Annotated in this window: 22 protein-coding genes and 1 pseudogene; 11 read left to right on the top strand and 12 right to left on the bottom strand. The window is 40.3% G+C overall.

Annotated elements, in window-relative coordinates; genetic code table 11:
• Positions 1–657: 657 nt before the first annotated feature.
• Positions 658–1,185: a thermonuclease family protein gene (locus WKK05_RS36905; RefSeq protein ID WP_341531565.1), complete on the bottom strand. Its 528-nt coding sequence runs from the start codon at positions 1,183–1,185 to the stop codon at positions 658–660.
• A 107-nt stretch (positions 1,186–1,292) separates the two neighbouring features.
• On the bottom strand, positions 1,293–1,745 hold the full coding sequence (locus WKK05_RS36900) for a hypothetical protein (RefSeq protein ID WP_341531564.1): 453 nt from the start codon (positions 1,743–1,745) through the stop codon (positions 1,293–1,295).
• 69 nt (positions 1,746–1,814) lie between these two features.
• On the opposite strand from WKK05_RS36900, the gene WKK05_RS36895 reads away from it, so the two are divergent.
• From WKK05_RS36895 to WKK05_RS36860, 8 genes and pseudogenes are all read left to right on the top strand, one after another.
• A complete protein-coding gene (locus WKK05_RS36895) occupies positions 1,815–2,381 on the top strand; it encodes a GIY-YIG nuclease family protein (RefSeq protein WP_341531563.1) in 567 nt (188 codons plus the stop codon).
• 79 nt (positions 2,382–2,460) lie between these two features.
• Positions 2,461–3,666: an AIPR family protein gene (locus WKK05_RS36890; protein WP_341531562.1), complete on the top strand. Its 1,206-nt coding sequence runs from the start codon at positions 2,461–2,463 to the stop codon at positions 3,664–3,666.
• Between the two features lie 460 nt (positions 3,667–4,126).
• On the top strand, positions 4,127–4,585 hold the full coding sequence (locus WKK05_RS36885) for a DUF3592 domain-containing protein (protein WP_341531561.1): 459 nt from the start codon (positions 4,127–4,129) through the stop codon (positions 4,583–4,585).
• Positions 4,586–4,791: 206 nt separating this feature from the next.
• Entirely contained in the window at positions 4,792–5,340 is a 549-nt protein-coding gene (locus WKK05_RS36880) for a hypothetical protein (RefSeq protein WP_341531560.1), read from the top strand.
• A pseudogene (locus tag WKK05_RS36875) lies at positions 5,339–6,268 on the top strand (RpoD/SigA family RNA polymerase sigma factor); the annotation flags it as partial. The gene WKK05_RS36880 and the pseudogene WKK05_RS36875, both read left to right, overlap by 2 nt.
• Before the next feature lie 307 nt (positions 6,269–6,575).
• The gene (locus WKK05_RS36870; protein WP_341531559.1) at positions 6,576–7,820 is read left to right on the top strand and encodes an OFA family MFS transporter; all 1,245 of its coding nucleotides are present in this window, start codon (positions 6,576–6,578) and stop codon (positions 7,818–7,820) included.
• Positions 7,821–8,330: 510 nt separating this feature from the next.
• Positions 8,331–8,588 (top strand): HNH endonuclease, encoded by a 258-nt coding sequence (locus WKK05_RS36865; RefSeq protein WP_341531558.1) that lies wholly within the window; start codon positions 8,331–8,333, stop codon positions 8,586–8,588.
• A 287-nt stretch (positions 8,589–8,875) separates the two neighbouring features.
• A complete protein-coding gene (locus WKK05_RS36860; RefSeq protein ID WP_341531557.1) occupies positions 8,876–9,127 on the top strand; it encodes a hypothetical protein in 252 nt (83 codons plus the stop codon).
• Positions 9,128–9,219: 92 nt separating this feature from the next.
• Here WKK05_RS36860 and WKK05_RS36855 read toward each other — a convergent pair whose 3' ends face one another.
• On the bottom strand, positions 9,220–9,831 hold the full coding sequence (locus tag WKK05_RS36855; protein WP_341531556.1) for a Uma2 family endonuclease: 612 nt from the start codon (positions 9,829–9,831) through the stop codon (positions 9,220–9,222).
• Positions 9,832–10,008: 177 nt separating this feature from the next.
• On the opposite strand from WKK05_RS36855, the gene WKK05_RS36850 reads away from it, so the two are divergent.
• A complete protein-coding gene (locus WKK05_RS36850) occupies positions 10,009–10,182 on the top strand; it encodes a hypothetical protein (protein ID WP_341531555.1) in 174 nt (57 codons plus the stop codon).
• On the opposite strand, the gene WKK05_RS36845 is transcribed toward WKK05_RS36850, so the two are convergent.
• Positions 10,179–10,637: a hypothetical protein gene (locus tag WKK05_RS36845; RefSeq protein ID WP_341531554.1), complete on the bottom strand. Its 459-nt coding sequence runs from the start codon at positions 10,635–10,637 to the stop codon at positions 10,179–10,181. The two genes, WKK05_RS36850 and WKK05_RS36845, sit on opposite strands and share 4 nt — an antisense overlap.
• Before the next feature lie 756 nt (positions 10,638–11,393).
• Here WKK05_RS36845 and WKK05_RS36840 point away from each other — a divergent pair.
• Together WKK05_RS36840 and WKK05_RS36835 are read left to right on the top strand one after the other, a co-directional pair.
• Positions 11,394–12,344, top strand: coding sequence for an RpoD/SigA family RNA polymerase sigma factor (locus WKK05_RS36840; protein ID WP_341531553.1), 951 nt, complete (start codon positions 11,394–11,396; stop codon positions 12,342–12,344).
• A 259-nt stretch (positions 12,345–12,603) separates the two neighbouring features.
• Positions 12,604–13,209 carry a hypothetical protein gene (locus tag WKK05_RS36835; protein WP_341531552.1) on the top strand — a complete coding sequence of 202 codons (606 nt, stop codon included), beginning with the start codon at positions 12,604–12,606 and terminating at the stop codon, positions 13,207–13,209.
• Between the two features lie 49 nt (positions 13,210–13,258).
• Here the strand turns inward: WKK05_RS36835 and WKK05_RS36830 are convergent, their stop codons facing one another.
• The 8 genes from WKK05_RS36830 to WKK05_RS36795 form a co-directional block, all read right to left on the bottom strand.
• Positions 13,259–13,933: a hypothetical protein gene (locus WKK05_RS36830; RefSeq protein WP_341531644.1), complete on the bottom strand. Its 675-nt coding sequence runs from the start codon at positions 13,931–13,933 to the stop codon at positions 13,259–13,261.
• Between the two features lie 15 nt (positions 13,934–13,948).
• The gene (locus WKK05_RS36825) at positions 13,949–14,149 is read right to left on the bottom strand and encodes a hypothetical protein (RefSeq protein WP_341531551.1); all 201 of its coding nucleotides are present in this window, start codon (positions 14,147–14,149) and stop codon (positions 13,949–13,951) included.
• 119 nt (positions 14,150–14,268) lie between these two features.
• On the bottom strand, positions 14,269–14,469 hold the full coding sequence (locus WKK05_RS36820; protein ID WP_341531550.1) for a hypothetical protein: 201 nt from the start codon (positions 14,467–14,469) through the stop codon (positions 14,269–14,271).
• Positions 14,470–15,192: 723 nt separating this feature from the next.
• The gene (locus tag WKK05_RS36815; protein WP_341527375.1) at positions 15,193–16,680 is read right to left on the bottom strand and encodes an IS1380 family transposase; all 1,488 of its coding nucleotides are present in this window, start codon (positions 16,678–16,680) and stop codon (positions 15,193–15,195) included.
• An 18-nt stretch (positions 16,681–16,698) separates the two neighbouring features.
• Positions 16,699–17,259 (bottom strand): hypothetical protein, encoded by a 561-nt coding sequence (locus WKK05_RS36810; protein ID WP_341531549.1) that lies wholly within the window; start codon positions 17,257–17,259, stop codon positions 16,699–16,701.
• Positions 17,260–17,363: 104 nt separating this feature from the next.
• Entirely contained in the window at positions 17,364–17,819 is a 456-nt protein-coding gene (locus tag WKK05_RS36805; RefSeq protein ID WP_341531548.1) for a BRO family protein, read from the bottom strand.
• Between the two features lie 22 nt (positions 17,820–17,841).
• Positions 17,842–19,422, bottom strand: a complete 1,581-nt coding sequence (locus WKK05_RS36800; RefSeq protein WP_341531547.1) for an FtsK/SpoIIIE domain-containing protein — start codon at positions 19,420–19,422, stop codon at positions 17,842–17,844.
• Positions 19,423–19,621: 199 nt separating this feature from the next.
• The gene (locus tag WKK05_RS36795; RefSeq protein WP_341531546.1) at positions 19,622–20,302 is read right to left on the bottom strand and encodes a hypothetical protein; all 681 of its coding nucleotides are present in this window, start codon (positions 20,300–20,302) and stop codon (positions 19,622–19,624) included.
• Positions 20,303–20,304 lie beyond the last annotated feature (2 nt).

Here is a 20,304-nt window from a genome sequence, read left to right as displayed (position 1 = left end):
CAAGAATACATAAATTGATGACAGATTTTTGTATTGTCAGAAACTAATAAAACTTTTTTGATAGATAAATGCAGGGAATTTCTGACTATTGATATAAAAGCTGGTTTAGTAAAAAATACTTCACCCAGAACAGTAGCATTCGTTTGCTAAAATTAGGTTAAGGAAAACAACACTGGTGCTTATTGAGGCTAAAGCTAAGGGATTGATGATTAGTCGCTAAGCAAGTGTTAGCTAGCAGCACAGTTAAATGTGATTTACTGGGCTGGATGGAGTCAATAGCTCAACTAGCAGCCTTTATCGAGGAAAATCCTCGCTGTTAATTTCTGAGATTACTTGTACTTAAGCGCTAGATAAATTACAGATTTTGGCAAATTGGCAACTGATATTATGCTGTTGCAGTTTTAATAGAGATATCAAAAGCGCGGAACACAGTTAAAGCCCTGCATAACTTGTTCCGCTCTTAGCCAGTTGTAGCATAGTGCTGTAGCTCCCGCTCTACATAACTGCTACAGTACTCAATAGGGTTCAGTCACCGCTCTACAACTGGTTAGGAATCAAACGAAAACACATAGAATTTGTAGAAAGGTGGTATTGCTAACTATAGCGATAAGCTCCCGCCTAAGCATAAAGGCTATTGCGCCTCCTAAATAAAATATTTTAAGGTGTGTCTGCTAATTTTGATTGTCTCCACACTCCAACTCTGGATGCTTTAGCTATTTCTTGAGCTTTGGAAAAAGCTAAAGCATTTGGGCAATTCAACGTATTTTTATCGTGATAAGCCAAGCCACTTTTTAGCATCTCCTCTTGGACACTAATCTCAATTCCATCCTTGCCAGTAGTCACCACTTCTGCAACAGTATGTCCCTGAGTATGTCTTGCAACTGGAATAATCATGACTTGGTTATCAGCAGCAGCAATCAACGCTCGTAGTTTCTTATTAGCCTCATCGCTCAATAGTTGACCTTGCTTAACCGATAGAAGCTCAATACCACAAAGCTTAACTTCCATTTGACTACCATCGGTTTGTCTGACCGTGATTGTGTTTCCATCTGCCACATCAGTAACAGCCCATTCTTCAGTTAAAGAAATAGATGAATTATCCCATTTGTAGAAAATCGTTACAGTGATGGCGCTTGCTATGGTGAGCGCAGTTAAGGTAATCAAAAATTTTTGTAATGACTTCATGTTTGTTTCCCTGTTGTGAACAATATTAGAAGCCACAATCTCAACCTCATTCAATATCTACCAATGATTGCAGATAGCTAGACTGGAATAGGGAAAGAACTTTAATGTTATTGTTTTCCTTCATTAGGATACCAACCTGCCGGAATGACTTCAAAATTCCAAACATCTTTGAAGATGTATACGCGTCCGATCATTTCTGATGGAGAAAGTAAGTTTTTGTCGCCTTCGTTCCAATCTTTTTTATCAACTGTTCCCATAACTACATAGTGATTACCTAAAATTTGAGGATTTGTTTGGACAAAAGCAGCAGCCATCAATGGCTCAATTTCCTGTTTTTTAGCAATAATTAAGTCGCAGCCTGGGCAATACTTACACTGTTTGTTTAGTAAAAATAGCTGTTTAGGTTCAATGTGGATTACCAAAGGGAACTTGCGTAACCTAGTTTTACTATCGCATTTAGGACATTTAGTGAACGCACAATCACTATAAGGATTGAGAAAAAAGCGATGCCGCTTTTTAAGTGTTTTATTTGGATTTTTATTAACGCTATTTTTAACCATGCTACGATGAAAGCCTGATTAACTACATTTGGTTTTGTAACATAAAAAGGTGCTTGTCAGCTAACAGTGATGAAACAGGAAAATCATCAACTAAACCTATTCTCTGATATTTCGCCGACACCAGCAGTTCGGGCAGAGACATTGGTGATGAGCAAACAATCGCTCTTGGAATGGAAATCTCATATTCTCAACTATCAACAGCAAATAAGGGAAACCAAGCCACCCCTTCAAGCAACATTATTCGCTCTAGCGCCAAAACACTGTAACCCAGATGCAATAGAGCCACTTTCACTACCCCTTGTGCCAATGTCGTTTTACCGGATGCCAGCAGACAGCCCAGGTGAAGCGTGTATTTATTTCATTATTGACTCTGCTGCTGATCTGATTCTGTATGTAGGAGAAACCAGCTGTAGCAATAAACGGTGGAAAGGGATTCATGGCTGTAAAGATTACATTGTCATGTACCAAGACTTGCATTATCGCTATGGAATAAAGACAGCAGTAAACGCAGCGTTTTGGTGGGATGCTCCAGTTGAACGACGCTCTCGGCAAGAGTTGGAGTTAAACTTAATTTTGAAATGGCAGTCGCCGTTTAATAAAGAAAACTGGCAGCGTTGGGGTCAACCATTTGGTTAACAGGAACAGCGATGGCATAATTCGAGAACGATTAGAGATACAGTAGCGTTAAGCGATTAATTTTATTGCCAGAGAAACTATGCCTAAGACTTGGAATATTAAGATAGATAAATATTTTCAAGCCAGCCCCCATTGCCTGATAGCGACTGCTCATGTAGACACGTTCCCAACAGACCTGCCGTTAGAACCCAACATCAGAGAACCTAACCGTAAAAGCGCGACATATAAGCAAATCTTTGACTCGTTGACGACACAACCCGAATTATTTTTCTCGCGTCACGGTGGGATTGTGCTGTCAGCCTCGCAAGTTAAGCCCAATAAGAACAAGACTTCATTGGAGCTAGAGATAGAGGAAGTATCAGAGGGAGGCAGTGATGGCATCATCAACGGAGGTCATACAGTTTTAGCTTTTGAGCAAGCGAAAAATTATAAATGTGACCTCAGTAAGGCAAGAGTAAAAGTTACGATTCATATAGGGCTAGGCGAAGAAGAAGCAAAAGACATAGCGCTGGCATCAAATACAACGTCACCTGTAGATTCCCGTTCCAAAGTCAACGCTCTAGGTGATTACAAATTTATCAAGCAGTACTTAGCTCATTTGGAGCGGGAGCAAAATAGAAAATTCCGCATTGCCTATTACCAGAATCAAAGTGGCGCTCCCAAAAATGGGCAATGTAACGTTAACCATTTGTTTAAGCTGCTTAACTGCTTAGATAGAAACAAATACAACCCAGATGGTAGAACAAGAACTAAACACCCGCCAGTCAGTAAAACCCCTTCTGTGATTACAGACAAAGAGCGAGAAAGGTTCATAACTCTACTGCCACTACTGCAACAAGGTTTGTGGATAGAGCAAAGATTATACGAAATTATCCAAGAACACATCACTAGCCCAAGAAGAAAAGGTGTCAATGACTTAGCTTCAATTGATACCAGGAAAACTACCCTGCTACCAGACAGCAAATACTCATTTGGTTTTGGAGCGCCAGCAGAACTAGCGTTGCCGATAGTTGCGGCGTATAGAGTATTTCTAGACAAAGACTACAAATGGATTCTACCGTTTGATGAGTTCGCTGAAGATTTCCTACAACATCTGTGGAACAATTATTTCCGCAAATACTTAATCGCAGAGAAAACAGCCGGGAATACAGTCGGGGCAAAAATCTGCCGTAATCATGAAATTTGGGAGAGCCTGTACATCTCTGCCCAAAGTTATCTCAATGGACGCTTAATGAGAATGGTTAATGCCAGTAAACGTGAAGAATTAACGCTGACTTCTCAGTGAAATCTTGTAAAAAAAAAGCAATTAGAAGTAGTTTGATTAGCTCTAATTGCTCAATCCCTATTCACTGTGCGTTCGCACGGCATTTCTGAAACTCCTGCTAGATAAGGAATTTGACTAAAAAATCGGCTAAATTATCAAACGCTCAAACCCTTACCATTACAAGATTCTTATACTTGAGATGCGTTTGCGCTACCGTGCTAGTAGTCTGCCAACCCAAAAATATTAGGTGGAGGCAGGCGGGGGAGCAGGAGAGAGTATTATAAAAGTTTTTCCCTCTGCTCCTTTGCCCCTCTGCCCCTGGAGTTAACTACCATGCAAAGTTTCCTTGGCGCACTATTAGGAGCGCAGCTTTAGTTTAAATTGATGATAAATTTACCGTTAAATGAATAGTTAGCACTCGTGAGCAATCAAGCGATACCAAATGCTGTAATAAAATTTATTTTCCGAGATTGTCAAAGCCATGAATGTGAAACTTCGCCAAATTACATTTGAAGATAAATGGAATGGAGTTTATCTTGTGCTGTTTGGATTACTAATGATGGGCGCAGGTTTTTACGCAAACAACCAAATTACACATGAGCATGCTACCTTCACTCAAACACAGGGAAAAGTAATAGATATCGTCCATCATCGTGAGCGCGATAGTAAGGATAAGTTAAAAGACACCTATGCGCCGATTATCGAGTTTCCTGCTAAAGGCGCCCTGATTCGCTTTACAGGTCGGTATGAATCCTACAGAGCTAGTAACGGCAAAATAGTAGCTGTTCGTTACGATCCTAAGCAACCAGCAACTACCGCGCATGAAGTGCAATCATTTGAATCATTTACACCTTGGGCAGCTTTCAGTATGGGTGGGCTAAGTTTAATTTTTGGACTGTGCCGATTGTCGCCTATACGCTTGTCTTCAGATAAGAGTTAGCAATTAGTAAGGACTTTACTATGCAGTTTCGCCTGCCTAATAGCTGCTGAAAATTTTTTGAGGAATTGCGCTCGTTCTCCCCTAGTTCTTCCCGATTGCTCCCTAAATTCAAAACATTGACCGAAGAGGAAATCTAGAAACTACCTAGAAAAAGCAAGCTCGTAGTGAGTCAATAAATTTTGTATAAAAATCATTAGTACTTAAATATGCTCAGCAAGCAACTTCATTCTCTAATAAAACCTGCCCGGATTTTCGCTACGAATGCTATAGGTTTAACCCTCAGCGTTAGCCTTGTTCTTAACTCTAGTACCAGTCAGGCAGGTAAAAATAGTGCTGGCTCTGTACTTGCCGAACTTCAAGGCAGATGGCAGGTTAGTCATATGAATTCCCTCGTTCCAGTAAATCCGAGCAGTGGTGCCATCGGTGATGCAAATGGTATGATTGCTGAATACGAGATTAAGCCAGACGGTAGCTTGATCCATACTTTCTTTCTTCAACAAGCTCAATACGGTTGTACAAGAAGGCTAAAAACTTTGAAGACTGGGCGAACTGTCGTCAAAGGCTCAAGCGTCACATTCATCTACGAGGCAGGCACAACGAGCAGCGAAGACAGTTGTAACAGACAGTACAATTACACTAAGAAACTTGCGCCGAGCCAAGAGACATTCAATTTCACCTTGCAGCAAGAAGGTGAGAAAACGAAGTTCTGTTTCGAGAATGAGAGTCTTAAGGACTGTGCCGTCAAGCTGAACTGAGTTAGTTCGCTCGTATTTAAAAGAAATCGCTCGCTATCCTCTGCTGACTCCTGAACAGGAAATCTCCTACGCTAGGCTTGTGCAAGAGATGATGACAATTGAACAGCAGCGGCAAGCGATTGCACTTCAACTCAACCGACAACCAACCGCAGGAGAATTAGCTACGGCTCTTGGTAAAACTGAAGCCGAAGTGGAGTCAATTCTTCACCAGGGGGAACGTGCGAAGCAGAAAATAGTTACTGCTAATCTACGGCTGGTAGTTTCTGTCGCTAAAAAGTACTAGAATCGCAATTTGGAATTTCTTGACTTGATTCAAGAAGGTACACTCGGCTTATACCGTAGCGTTGAGAAGTTTGACCCCAACCAAGGATATAAACTTTCAACTTATGCTTTTTGGTGGATCACGCAATCAATTACACGTGCCATTGCACAGCAATCTCGTACTATTCGTTTGCCCAGTCATATTAACGAAAAGCTAAATAAAATCAAGAAAATACAACGAGAATTGTTTCAGTCATTGGGTCGTAAACCAACTGTAGTAGAGATTGCTGAAGAATTGAAAATTAAACCAGAGCAGGTTCGAGAATATATTCAAGCAGACCGAAAGCTAGTTTCTTTAGAAATGCGCGTTGGGAGTGAACAAGACACGGAATTAAGCGAACTTTTAGCTGACGAAAACGTTTCCCCATTGGAAGAATTAAACTCTTCATTGATGCGTCAGAATCTCAAAGAGTTGCTAGCATCGCTGCCCCCAATACAACGAGAAATACTAACTCTACGTTTCGGGTTAGAAAATGACCATCAACTGAGCTTAACTCAGATTGGAGAACGCCTTAACTTGAGTCGGGAACGAATTCGGCAGCTTGAAAATAAAGCACTTACTATTCTTCGTCGTCAACAAAGCGACATTAAGGAGTATCTTAATTAATTAGAATTGACTTATTTAAAATGACTCCTCCCAGAAATGGAAATGCAAACTTTGCAACTGGGATTAGGCTAGCAAATCACAAACACAATGCCCTGGAGTAACGAGATATAATTGGGGATGCCAACCTAATTATTTAAAAAGTCAGATAGACACTATCGTGTCTATAGCAATCCTACGTAATTCCAAAAATTAAATATGAATCCTACAGCCCTATATAAGTATTTAACTTGCGTACAAACATATTAACTAATACATCTGTAAAACCAAAAAGGTGAGATACTAAGGGAAAAATAATCCCATAAAGTAGATGCAAAATATGCAGCTTTTTGGTATGCCCGCGGAAAAAGGCAGATGGCTGCTTATTCCCCTTGGTGCAACCGTTTTACTCTGCCTGGGAACTGTCTATTCCTGGAGTATTTTCAGAAAACCTCTAGAAAAATTATTGAGCATTAATGCCACAGAAAGTTTATTGCCATTTACGGTTTTGCTAGTCCTGTTTGCGATATTGATGCCAATTACTGGTTTTTACATCAACCGCTTTGGTTCTCGTGTGGTGACAGCAGTTGGTGGTGTGATTGTGGGACTAGGTTATATCTTTTCAAGTATAAATGGTAACTTACAATTACTGAATCTTACTTACGGTGTGATTGCAGGTGTAGGTGTGGGTATAGTTTATGGAGTTCCTTTAGCGGTTGTTGCTAAATGGTTTCCTGATAAAAAAGGTGTTGCTGTCGGCTTAACTGTCATTGGTTTTGGTTTGTCGCCGTTAATTACTGCACCATTAGCCAAATCTCTAATTGATAGTTATGGAGTGCGGCAGACTTTTATGATTTTAGGCGTAGCTTTTACAGCGATTATTTTAGCGATCGCTACTGTATTAAAGACACCGCCACAAGACTGGAAACCTGTAGGATGGAATCCAGTTACCACAAAAGAAGGCGATGTATCTAACCACAATCAAGGTGCAATGGTACAAAATCAAGGATTTTACGGCTTGTGGCTATGCTACAGCATCGGCACCTTCTCTGGACTAGCAGCAATTGGTATTTCCAGCCCATTAGCCCAAGAAATTATTAAACTAGATGCGGCAACAGCAGCTAGTACAGTCTCCTTATTTGCCGTATTTAATGCTTTGGGACGTTTGTTTTTTGGTTGGTTTACTGACCGTTTTAGTCCTAAGTTGGGGGCAATTGTGTCTTTTACATTGGTATTAATTGCTTCTTTAATGATGCTCAAAGCAGGCCAAGGCGCGGTAACTACTTATTTAGTTGCATTTTCCCTATTTTACTTTTCCTTTGGGGGATGGTTAGCGATCGCTCCTACCACTACCCTAATCCTATTTTCATCAGCAAACTACGCCAAAAACTATGGCATTGTCTTCACTGCTTATGGTGCTGGTGCTTTAGGTGGAACTTTGCTGGCTGGAAGAATTAGAGATATATTCGGTAGTTACACTGTCTTCTTCTATCCGACTACAGTATTAGCTATTGTGGGCATCGTCTTAGCTGTATTCCTGCTCAAACATAGCTTTTCTAGTTCTACTGTCGCCTAAGTTGAGAGAGCAGTAGCCGCTAATATCTGTAGCTTTTTTACGTAACAATTTGATTTAGGCCCTTCCCAGTAATAAAATGTCCAGCCGTCGCTTTCGCCCCGAAGGGCGAAAGCGCCTAGATACCTCGGTTTTGCCAAAAATATTATTGATACGGCTGGACATTTTATTTCTTGGATCTCCCTTATCTTTAGACAACCTGCTCAACACTTACGCATGAATTTTCTTTATTGAGACTGGGTGTTAGAGGATAAGGGTATAGGAGTGTAAGGTTTTGGTCAGTTACACCTTCACACTCCTAAACCTCAAAACGATGTTTCTGGGGCAAAACGTAAAAAAACTATATCTTTGAGTCTTTTTTAAGATATAGGAATCCGATTTGATTTATGAAAAGAACACAATAAGATACTTGGCTCGAATTCCGCTCTTAATTGCAAAAACACCAGCATTGCCAGAATTGAACAGTATCGATTTCGCAGAGACCCCAAGGCTTACTTGGCTAATCTAGAGGCTATGAGCCAAAGCCGCTATCCATCGAACTGGAAACCAATTGCTACTGCTGTAAAGAATTCTTCTGATTGGCGTTGCTCTCGGTGTGATCGCCCTTGTCTACGCCCAGATGAAAAGCCTGTTGGTTTATCTTTATCCCAACGTCGGGTTTATAACCTTCAAGTTCATCATTACAACTTCGACCCCGAAGATAACCGTCCAGAAAACCTTGCCCCGTTGTGCAGTAGCTGCCAATCCAATTCGCAATTCGCAATGGGCTAACGCCCCGCTCCGCTAACGCAATTCGCAATTAAGATAATTAATGAGGGCTTGTACCCAGCACTTTCCTGTTGACCATCAATCTACAGTATGGTAGTGGAGTTTATACTCGCTTCTAGGCAACTAACCAATTAATTCACAATTTACGTTTTCAATTGCGAATTGTGAATTGCGAATTGCGAATTGGTATCGCCTGGGCAATTATCCCTGTTTTAGTATTTAGATGCACGGATATTGCGTAACCTAGATGAAAAACTATTATTAGAGAAGTAGAGCCATAAAGTTAGCCAATGCCCAGCAAAATAGTTGAAGTAAAAGAGTACACCGTCAGAGCGCATCAAAGACAGATCCACACCCGCGTTTTTAACTTTATTTGTCAGCAGTGCCAAGAACCCACCCAAAGAGAAACCTTTGGCCCGCGACCGCTCTACTGTGAAAAATGCCGCGCACCACAAGCACCCAAGAAAGCAACAGTAGTCCCTCTAAAGAAACGGAAGCCCAGAGCGATGAACTACAAGAGTGGCAAAGGTATAGCGGGGTGATTTTGTCAAAGGGTAGGCGTAGACGCGCCTTTGTTGGCTTGTCGATTGACATCACTCACACTTGAGTGGGGATTTCAACTGTGCATTCTTTATCAAATATGACCAGCCGCAAATATTTGTTGGGCAGTTAAATTCAGGTTGGGAAAAGTTGGGGAGATGATTTGTTCTGTTTCTCTAAACTGATGAGCTTGGTAAACGTTATCGACTAACTCATAAATGGTGATCACAGGTTGTTTAGATGAGCCAATGTAACGTTTACCTCCCAATCCCAAATAATCTGCAATCCAATACTCCCGAATGCCAAGTGCTTCATAATCTTCTACTTTACGGGCATAGTCATTTTGCCAATTGGTACTGACAACTTCAACTACCAATTTCACAGAGCTACCTAGCGTAATTACTGGCTCAGTTTTCCATAATGGTTCATTCGCCAAAGCTGTCTGATCAAGAATTACAACGTCAGGTCTAAAAGCCGAATTTAAACCTAATGGTTTAATTAGACATTTCATCGGAATAAACCAAGGCAAATCTAGCTGGTCAATTGCTACATTTAGCTTACGATTAATTAACCCAGCCACCTGTTCATGGAGTCCAGTCGGTTCCAAATCAATTAGTTCTCCATCGATTAACTCGTAGTGTACATCATCGAGATAGCCAGCTACGAATGCTTCAAAGCTAACATAACTTGTATTAGTAGTAGCCATTTGTCATAGTATTTCTGTTTTACAGCAGGTTGAAAGCTAACGAAACAGGTCGATATGGTGTTAGGTTTTGTTCAATACTCAACCTACAATTATTATAATTGGGCTGTGTTTAAGACTTGTTAAGGTCGTGCCAATACGGTTCGGATAAGCAGGGGGAGAAGAGGGACAGAGGGAGAAATGGAAGCTCTTGAGGAAATGGAAGAAGAATTAAAAAATGCCTTCAATATTTCCTCCAATTCTACCCCTGCCTCAAGAGATCCCAATTCCTCTCATGCCTCCCCTGCTGACCCCGCAACGCCAGATCAAGAAAGCTCGACCTACACAGCAATGCAAGGGTTGGTCAACTACTAATCAAAGGGATCTTCTAGGGTGTCAAGATAGGTTTGTAATCGCTTAGATATTAAAACAAATCCTATTTCGGCTTGGTTTTGAGGGTAATATTTGTAGCTTTTGGTTATAAATTTCACGTGTCGTTCTGGTGAAAGCCCAGCTTGGTCTGCTTCTGCTATGCATTCGTCCATGACGTCGCTGTGATCCGCGTCAATGTCGCCACGAGCAAAAACACAGATCATATCTGTTTCTTTTTCTAGTTTTTCTTTTCCTGTGTTGGCAAATATATGCTCGATTGTGCGAACAATCTTGCGGCAGTCAGTACGTAGATTCTTTAGGCGTATTGTGTCTTCCTCTGTGCAATCTGTGCCAGATTTCTTTTCCAGCGCGATTTGATCCTGGAGGGTAAACAATTTATTCTTGACTTCTTCGAGCCGCCGCGCTAAGTCTTCAATCGATTCTGTTGAATAATCCATGTTTTTATTTTTAGTTTAAACCTCCAATGCATTGCTAGGAGCAGATTGCTCCCCCTGCCGCCGTTAGCTCTTGCTTCAATTTGGGTGTGAAAACCACGTTTTATTAAGCGATCGCTACTATGTGTATTTTTTTAAGTGCCTGGACTCCATTCGTAAAAAATACACTGGCTTAATTTGTATTTTTGTAAGCGAGTTTATTTAATTGCTTATAATCTTGAGCTGACAAATCTGAGGTTTGCAGTGAATTCTCTAAAAAACTAGGATAGTTTTCAGCCTTCAATGCCCTTGGGCGTTCAAGCCTTATTTTCCGATGAAGAGGGTTTTCACGAAGCACTCTCAATAAATTGACCAAAACTAGAGTCTGGGGTAGAGTATAGGGAGATGATAAAATTACTGTACTTTTTTATACTATGTAAGTTCCGTCACTAGCAGTTTAATGCTCAGCTAATACTGCTACATCCCGTACTTTTATTGGTGACAAGTGATATAACTTCTCTGAGTAAAGTAGCTTTTCGGTCTCTCAATCGCAAATTATACAGCCTGATATTTTATTTTCGATGTGCCGCAATTGTTAATCCAAAAATATTAAATAAACTTATATTTTGCATTTGATATCTACAGATATTTATTAAATACAAAACATTAAATTTTGGCAAGAGAATAATTTAAGTTAAGCAAGCATTGCTAACTGTTTAGATATTGCTGTAAATTGATGTTCCTTTCGTTGAAACTTTATCAACCATTCACTAATCAATAATGGCTAGCCCAACTCCTGACTTAGTTCGTTGTTACCTACAAGAAATTGGTCGCTACCCTCTGCTCACCCCAGATGAAGAAATTTCGTATGCACGGATTGTGCAGCAAATGATTGCAATTGTTCATCAACAAGAAACACTTGCTCAAAAACTTCAACATTCTCCTGAATTATCCGAAATAGCTGCTGCTGTCAACAAAAGTGAAACTGAAATACAATCAATCCTGAAGCTCGGTCAACGCGCTAAAGAGAAAATGGTGACAGCTAATCTGCGTTTGGTAGTAATGATTGCCAAAAAGTACCAAAATCGCAACTTAGACTTACTTGATTTAATTCAAGAAGGCACAATTGGTTTACAAAAGGGTATAGAAAAATTTGACCCGAACAAGGGTTATAAATTATCAACCTACGCTTACTGGTGGATTCGTCAAGAAATTACACGCGCCATCGCGGAAAAATCCCGCACTATTCGATTGCCTGTTCATCTAACTGAAATACTTAATAAAATTAAGAAAGTACAGCGAGAAATGTTCCAAAAGCTTGGACGCTTTGGCACTACCGAAGAACTTGCAGAAGCTTTAAACTTAACCCCTCAACAGATCCGAGAGTATCTTAGCGTTTCTCGAACAGCCATTTCTTTAAACAAACAAGTGGGAGATGAGCAGGAAACAGAATTAGGGGAAATTTTAGCCTCAGAGAGCGTTTCGCCAGAAAAACTGATTACAACTGAACTTTTACGCCAAGACGTAGTTAAACTGTTAGCACCCCTGACACCTATTCAACGTCAAGTGTTGACTTTAAGTTTTGGGCTAGAGAATGATCATCAAATCAATCTCGCTCAGATAGGTAAACAACTCAACCTCAGCCGAGAGCGTATTCGTCAAATTCAAATAAAGGCGATAAATATTCTTCGCCATCATCACAATGACATCCAAGAGTACTTACTTGATTAAATAGAAATGCTTTAGGCAGTTATTACTGTTTCAGTAATATGATGTACTCAGATTACAAAACTATTGTTAAGAAGCAAGGATACTTTACTAATTAATGCCCAGCAATATAATTGAAGTCAAATAGTATACTGTTAGAGCGCGCCAGCGTAAAATTCACACTCGCATTTTCAAATTTGGATGCAAACAGTGTGAACAAGTAATGATTTTAAGGTAAAACAAGGGTATTTCAAATTAAATTAAATTAAATGCAATAAATTACATGGGACTCACCATTCACTACCACTTCGATGCAGGCTCTCGCCCTTTGACCGAAATTCGTCACCTCATTGAAGAACTCCATTCAACTGCTGCTGATTTACCTTTTGAATTTCTGGACAAGGAAATTGTTGAATTAGTTGGAGAAGAATGTCATTTGACAGGTTCGGGTGAAGATAAGTGGAGTCTGCTGAAAATTCGAGCAATGAAGTTTGATATCTCGAATCTTGAGCGCGAAGAATACCCGGTTCACATTATCGGTTTTACATCTTTGCCAAGACGAGGGGCAGAGGAGCTAGACATTTTTCTGTGTCGCTATAAAGATTCTAACGATTGGGTTGCACACGCCAACTGCAAAACACAGTATGCTCAACTGCCTGAACATGGTGGAACTCCTAATTTTATACTTGCTCACACTATGATTGTGGCTCTACTTGATAAAGCGCAGTCATTGGGAATACTTGAAGAAGTTGTAGATGAAACTGATTACTGGGAGAATCGCAATCCACGCGCCTTAGCTAAAGAAGGGGAAGATTGGAATTCGATTACTCGCGAAATTGGAGAAATCTTAAAGGGTCTACCAAAGCAATTTTTAAGCGGTTTTAATTAATTAGCGCCCGCCACAGGCGGACGAAGCAGCGCCATCGCTTGGGGTGAGATTAGATATTCTCATTGAAATCTGGGCAATTCTCGTTATCCCACCCATGCGCGTGAATCGCGCACACTAACACATTGCCCCCGTACTCTTGACCGTGGTAATTAGCACAACCGATACAAGCTATTGGTCGGCTAACTTGATCATCAAAATCAAAATCATCATCCTCCGATTCATTTACTCGAACTAAGGATGTATTACAGTTGGGGCAGGTTTGGATATCTTGCCCCTTGCCTGTAACTAGACAAGTGAGCGGTTGCCACGAAGTAGTGGACTCACCATTGTTGTTAATATAACTAGTGAGTGACGAAAAATAAGGGTAACTGCATTGGCATACGACCACCTCACCATCAGTATGCGGATCGTAGTGAGCTTCTAGATATTCTTGGGCAATTCTCCAGTTCTGTTGCTTGGAAATACTCGCTCGTTTGCCTTCGTAGTTCACGTCCCATAGTTTTGAATCGCAGAAGATTCTCAAGCTAAATGACGTATAATCGTTAGCTAAATTTTCTAGTTCGCAATGGCTTTTAGCATCAACATAATCAAAACTGCGATGCTCAACTATTAACTTATGCTCACGAGGATAAGTCTGAATTATCAGATACTCCCCCTCGTAGAAAGGATTATATTTGGTAGCTATTCGAGGGTTGTAAAATAAGAAATCTCGTTCAGTATCCATCTTGTTTACCTATTTTCAGCCGTCAAAATCTTCATTTTCTATATTTGATTGTTGTAGAAACTCAATCCCAAAAGTGCATCCCAGATATACCATGCCACATATCCACGTATTGATGTTGCATATCCGATACGCCAAAGCCATTTCGGGTGTCAGGTTTTCATTATTTGCAGCAAAAATCAAAGCGGCTGTGGATGTGGCGATTGCAAGGAAGAACACAATTGTTTTTATGGTTTGAATTTTGTTAATCATTTAAATAAAAAGAAAATTATAATGTTAATTGAAAATATTCACCCTTTTAAAATTTTAAAAGAGTGAATTAAAAAAATGAAAGTGAGTTAATCTAACCAAAGCTTAGAGTTATTTCTCTGAAGTTCAACAGCAATATCAAATGTATACCATTTTAGGGGGTCTGAAATTACTTCTGGAAAATCTTTTTTGAGATTTGGATTAGCTCTGATATGTGGATCGTTTATCAGATTGAGCCGTTGCCAGTAATATTGGAGCAATTCAGATTTAGTAAATTCAACTTCTTGCATTGTCTTATTTTACTGTTAATGCTTAACAGAACTCAAGGCTAGTTCTTGTCAATACTAATCTATTGGTTAATTAAGTAGATTTTAACAAGGTTTTCAGCTATCTCTTGATTATGAAGGATTGCAGTAGAGATCATAACCCTGTTTTGTCACTCTCGGAAAACAATAATCAAAGCCTTGCTCTGAGGTTTTGATTTCATCAACATTTGAGGCTTTATTTCCTAATAAAAACTAAAACTTATAGCCAAAAACTGGAAACTAAAGCCCCGCAACCCTTTGGGCTATTGCATTCTCCCAAAGTGACAAAACAGGGATAATTTAAGGTTATGGCTTTGATGAAGAAAATAAACAATTCAACAACTGCCCAGTCTGCTGACATTGGGTATACTCTCGCTTCATTTGCTCAAATGTGACACACAGCAAAGCTACAGCTAAAACCAACAGCAAGGGATTGTCCTTAGTACCCGGATTTCTCACAAGTGAGAAAAAATCATTGAGATGAGTAAAACTTAAAGTAAATTATTTTATACAACACTAAACTATAATCAACAACAGATTATGACAACGTGTAAACCGAAACTACAAAGACAAATATGATACATTCTAAACAATAAATACTAAAGCAAAGATTATTGAAAATGATAAATAGACAGCCTAAAGCTAGGGTTAAATCAATGAAATCTACCCAAGTTAAAGCTAATAACTATAATTCCAATTAGCTGAAAATCAACCAGAACAGTTTAGCCGAGATAAATAGCTGTAAGCTGTTGCAAAAATATTCTTGTATGGACAATCTCTACTAATAGCGATTAAAATATATCGGCTATTAACAGTAATAACGGCTCCCAATTTCAGTAACTTTGTACGAACAGTTCCAACAGTAGCATTTTTGAGTTCGCTTGTTGTTAAACATTGCTCTCGGAGAGCGTTTATCAAAATATAAGCAACAGAAGAAAACCACAGACGTAGTTGATTTCCAGCAAATGTATGAGTACTAGTTCTATCACTTTTTAGTGATAACTTCTGTTCTTTTAAACGATTCTCCATATCACCTCGTGGGCAATACTTCTGGGTATAAAGTCGTCCTGGAGGCACTAATTTAGTAGGGAGTGAAGTGACAACAAAACGAGTACTTACCCCTGACTTACTATACTCAATTTTTGAGACAACACGGCGATTACGGCTCCAAGATTTTAAAGTTTTATAATCAAGCGAACAATACCAAACTGAGTTATCAACAAAGGCTGCTGCTTGTTTTTTCAAGTCATCTGACGGAGTAAATAAAGTTTCAAAAAACTCTACTACAGTTTCCAGTTTTTGCGAATATTCAAGATAAGCCCGGTATTGGGTTGGTTGGGATAGTTGAATTAACCGACTATTCTGGGCTAACCCAAAGACATAATCTACTCCAACTTGAGATTCACACCAACTCATAATATCTTCTCTCGAATACGCACTATCTCCACGTACAATAATTTTCACATTATCCCAACGTAAACGTATTAGTTTTATTACTCGTTGCAATTCTGATAATGCACCCGACGCTGGATCTACATTAGAAGCACGAAGCTTTGCTGCAATTAAATGTTTACCGCAGAAAATATAAAGTGGAGCATAACAATATCCTCTATAATAAGGGTTAAAAAACACTTCTTCTTGATTGCCATGCACTAAATCATCAGTCACGTCCAAGTCTAAAATTATCTGTCGTGGTGCTTTGGAGTAGGATTCTAAAAATATTTCAACTAATAATTTCTCTATAGCTTCTGCATCATGTCCAATGCGATGATATCGACTTGATGCTCTTGATTCAACAGTTTCTGGACAGTGTTCGATACGATTTAAAGTGCTTTTACCTGCTAGGACTGGTAGTTCTTTTTCTGAACCCATTATTTTCCCTAGCGCCAGGATAAACATTGGATCGTGACGCAGTTCCTCGTGGTCGTTTAAGTCTTCATAACCCATTATCAAACCATATATTCTCTGCGTGATTAGGCTTTCTACTGAATGGTCAATTCTATTGGAATCTCGGTAATCTTTAAAACATCTTGCTACTCGCGATGTAATTTCTCTTTTTCGGTCTAGCTCCGCAATTAAAGTCAATCCTGCATCTGATGTTACCCTCTCACCCTTGAAATTAACTACGACTGGACATGATTTAACTTGTTCAAATTTGAACTGTTCCGGTATACAATCTGTTTTCTGAGGGGTCATGCTTAAAACTGCTGGAATTCATGTGCAATAGATATTTTGGCAGTTTTTGACTCCTCTTTTCTCCGGCTTTGTGAGAAATCCGGGAGTAATCCCCAACCACCAACGCCATTCATGAAGGGGCAGATGTGGTAACGAGAGTTTTGGTAATGAGAAAAACCGTGGAAACCAAGAAAACATAATTTTATTCCCTGGTAACCATTCCGATTCGAGATTCACGAAGATGACACTAATTCTTGGATCTTGCTCCACCATTGAAGCAGTCTTGAGGGCAGATGGTTGCGCCTTAGCATCAGGTGTAAGAAAACCCATAACAATCAGCTTATGGGTATTGTTCAGTCCATAAAGGTTGAGTTGACCAACTGCTTGGTAGATGGTGTCGCGGTCAAGGTACTTCTTCACTTCCGCGATCACCCCTCCCTGCCAACTGGTAACAATATCAGCCCTACCGCCATTAGCTGGAGCTTCAACTTGGGTGTGGAAACCGCGTTGTGTTAAGCGATCGCTCAAATACTGTTGCAGGTGTTTTTCTTGCCAGGGCATAGGAAACCCGGCAGCTTCGACAAATTTAGAGGGGAGCATAATTTTTGGGTGTAGGCGTGTATTAGATATTGCTTGCGAGGTAATCAAACATTTTCTTTTTCTACCTGTACAACAATTACGAATTACGAATTACGAATTACGAATTATTTTATGGTTTGTAATTCCGGACTGAGCTTAGTGGTAGCAAGTAACCTTTGTGCAATGTCTACAAGCTCATTGAGCGAAGGAACAATGGCGGCTTGAGTTGGTGATGAAGATGGGTGAAGTTGATAAAAACCATGTTTACGTATAGAAGGAAGAACTTCTTCGTAAAGCCACTGCTGAAATGGTACAGCCAGTGGACTATCGGAACGACTAATAAAATAATAAAGCCCTGGTTCATAGAGAGTAGCCATTTTCTGTGTTCCACCAGGGGTCATAATTGGTTTATGATCCTTCCAGTGTGCCGGAACTTTACCCAAGTAATTAGAATAATTTCTTGGATCTGCTTGTGGATAGAGAATAGCTACGATATCAGCAGCAATCCATTCCAATTTTTCTGCTGTTCCTACGAAACGAACTTCTCTACCTTCAAACTCGAATACCAATAAATTCGACATAATTTAATTTTCTCCGGTAAAACTAAGCGGGAATAGTATCAAATCGATAAGCTTGAAATCTTTGATCCAACAAACCAGACTGCACAATACCGTCGCCACGACCTTGAAGTGAAGTGACAGCTTCACCCCGCCGCATCAAAATCATGCGTCCCGAAGTAGCGTCAACACAACGAAACGCAATACGGCAGGGCAGATTATCACGTAAATCAGGTGGCAGTCCTTGTGGATCTTCCTTGCTACGTTTAGCTCCACGCTGTAAACCAACAACGATGTGGATTTTTAAACCTCTGCCCCGGCGACCGACTTCACACAACTGTTGGTCGTATGCTTTACGTAAGGCATCTTCAAGCGGGACTGTGCCTTTATACTCATCAATAAGCAATATCCAAGGCTGTTCTAAGTCTAATTGCGCTTTAGTCATGGAGTTACGGCGATCGCACTCATTAAAATACTCACCGACAAATTCAAAAGTTTTCCCCATATCGTTCATAGTGATAGTAGGGAAGCGCTCGGCAAAATCTTCGTAATCGCTGACCTTACCACCACAGACATCGACTCTTGCACCCTGCATTAGCAGACAATAAGCCGCAGCACGAAGGAAGTTGGACTTACCAGAGCCGGTTACGCCTACCACTAATATTTGTGGTGTGTCTTCCGAGGCTAAATTAACGATGACTTCGCCATCTAAGGATTGACCCAAAACAATCAGGCGCTCACCGCTATTCCACTGACGAGTGGGAAAATCATAATAAGTCCTTTGCTGTGGTGGCAAAGGCACTTCCACAGCAATCTGTTCTGGGGCATAAATGTAAAAGGGTAAATCTTCTTTCTCACTAATGCCCAGTGCCAGCTTGCTTGCTGCTTTAAATTTCGGTAGTAAATTGAAATCTTCTGTTTTGACAGAGAATACTAATCTCTCATAGCTAGGGGCAATGTCAACACGCAGGCATTGGGTGTTGATTCCAACAACGGTTGCAGCTTTAGTAAGCCCGTCAATCTTTGATAATTTGGGTGGTTCTATAACCGCTGTAGTGCTTGGGGTAAATACAACATCAGCATTCTTCAGTTGTTGATGCGCCACTTGTGTTTGCAATTCTAACTGTCTGGTATTGAACTGAGCAGCAAGCTTGGCAGTTTCAAGCTGCATTTCTGCTTCACTTGCCGCCAGCAAAACATTACCAAGTGGTTCTCCATTTTGCAGCATACCTAAAGCCATGCGTTCGATAGCACCGTTACGTCCGGTAATATTAAGAACATCACTGAACAAGGGTGCTGTCTGTTGCAAGAGCTTGAGCTGCCTTTCGGTTTGCTTATCCGCCTCCTCAAATGACCGCTTCCTCTCGGCAGCTGAGGAAAGGAATTGCAATTGCTCCTCCGCCTGAGTATCCTTCATGGCGGCTAACATATCTTCTTCGCGCTCTTTATCGCTATAGAATTTTTCCAGTTGTCGCAGCTTGACCCCAGCGTAACTAGCAAGAGCGATCGCACTTATATTAAAAGGAATGAACGACTTCAAATCCTTGGGGTTGGTAGATAACATTAAAGTTAGAGCTACTAACCCACTGCCCCCGATTTTTAACCAAGGAAATAACATTTGCACCATCCAAAAGTTAATCCAACAGTAATGATTTGCAAGAGCATTGAATTGTCAGCCTTTCCTTTGGTATAAGTAATAACTGATATCACACCAATCACTAGGAAAGACCAGGGCAGTAGACTGATAAGTTGTGCAGTTGCACTTGCGATTAAAAAGCCACATATCCAGATGAGTAACTTACAGACTTGTGACATTTATCCCCTCGTTAGCTGTTAGCTGATTTAATACGTTGTGTAATTCCCAGTGATGAGCCGGAATAACGAGCTTCACGAAGCTGACGGAATCTATCAACCAAAGAAGTTGTCTGTTCTTCGTAGGGCGTAGGTTCTTTCTTGGCGGTTTCGGTTTGTACTTTTTCTTGCTTCTTCGCTTTTGTCTCTGAGTACTGTGAAGCAATTCGCCCCAAGCTGATTGCCAGGTCATCTTGAACGGAGGCTAGAGCAGAACGATTTGAACCAATTGTTTGGCGGAATTTGGATTCTAAATTAGCTAAAGTAGTCGAGAGGTTTTTCTCTAGTTCTGCGCTCTGCACTCGCGCTTCAGCTATATTTTCAGAGACTTCCGCTTGCTTCTCCCGAACTTTGTAGAAAGATTTGAGGTAGCGACTAACAGCAGTTGAATATTCTGCCCAGTTTTTAGCTTGAAACTCTGCACCCTTGGCTTTTTCAAGAGCAGTTGCCACATCTTCTTCGCTGAGGTCACCAAAGACTTTAATATCGACAGGCAACATATCAGCAATACGTTGGGCATTCTCCCAAATTGCTGATTCTAAACCAAAGTGAGAATCTTTAAAGACTAGAGCTTTACTTACATCACCGTTTAAATCAGAGATATTTAAACCGTTATTTTTTGGCGATTCTGGCTTTTGAGGTGTTGGTTTAGGCATTA

Source organism: Nostoc sp. UHCC 0302 (assembly GCF_038096175.1).
Classification (GTDB): Bacteria; Cyanobacteriota; Cyanobacteriia; order Cyanobacteriales; family Nostocaceae; genus UHCC-0302.
This window is presented reverse-complemented; position numbering and strand designations above follow the sequence as displayed.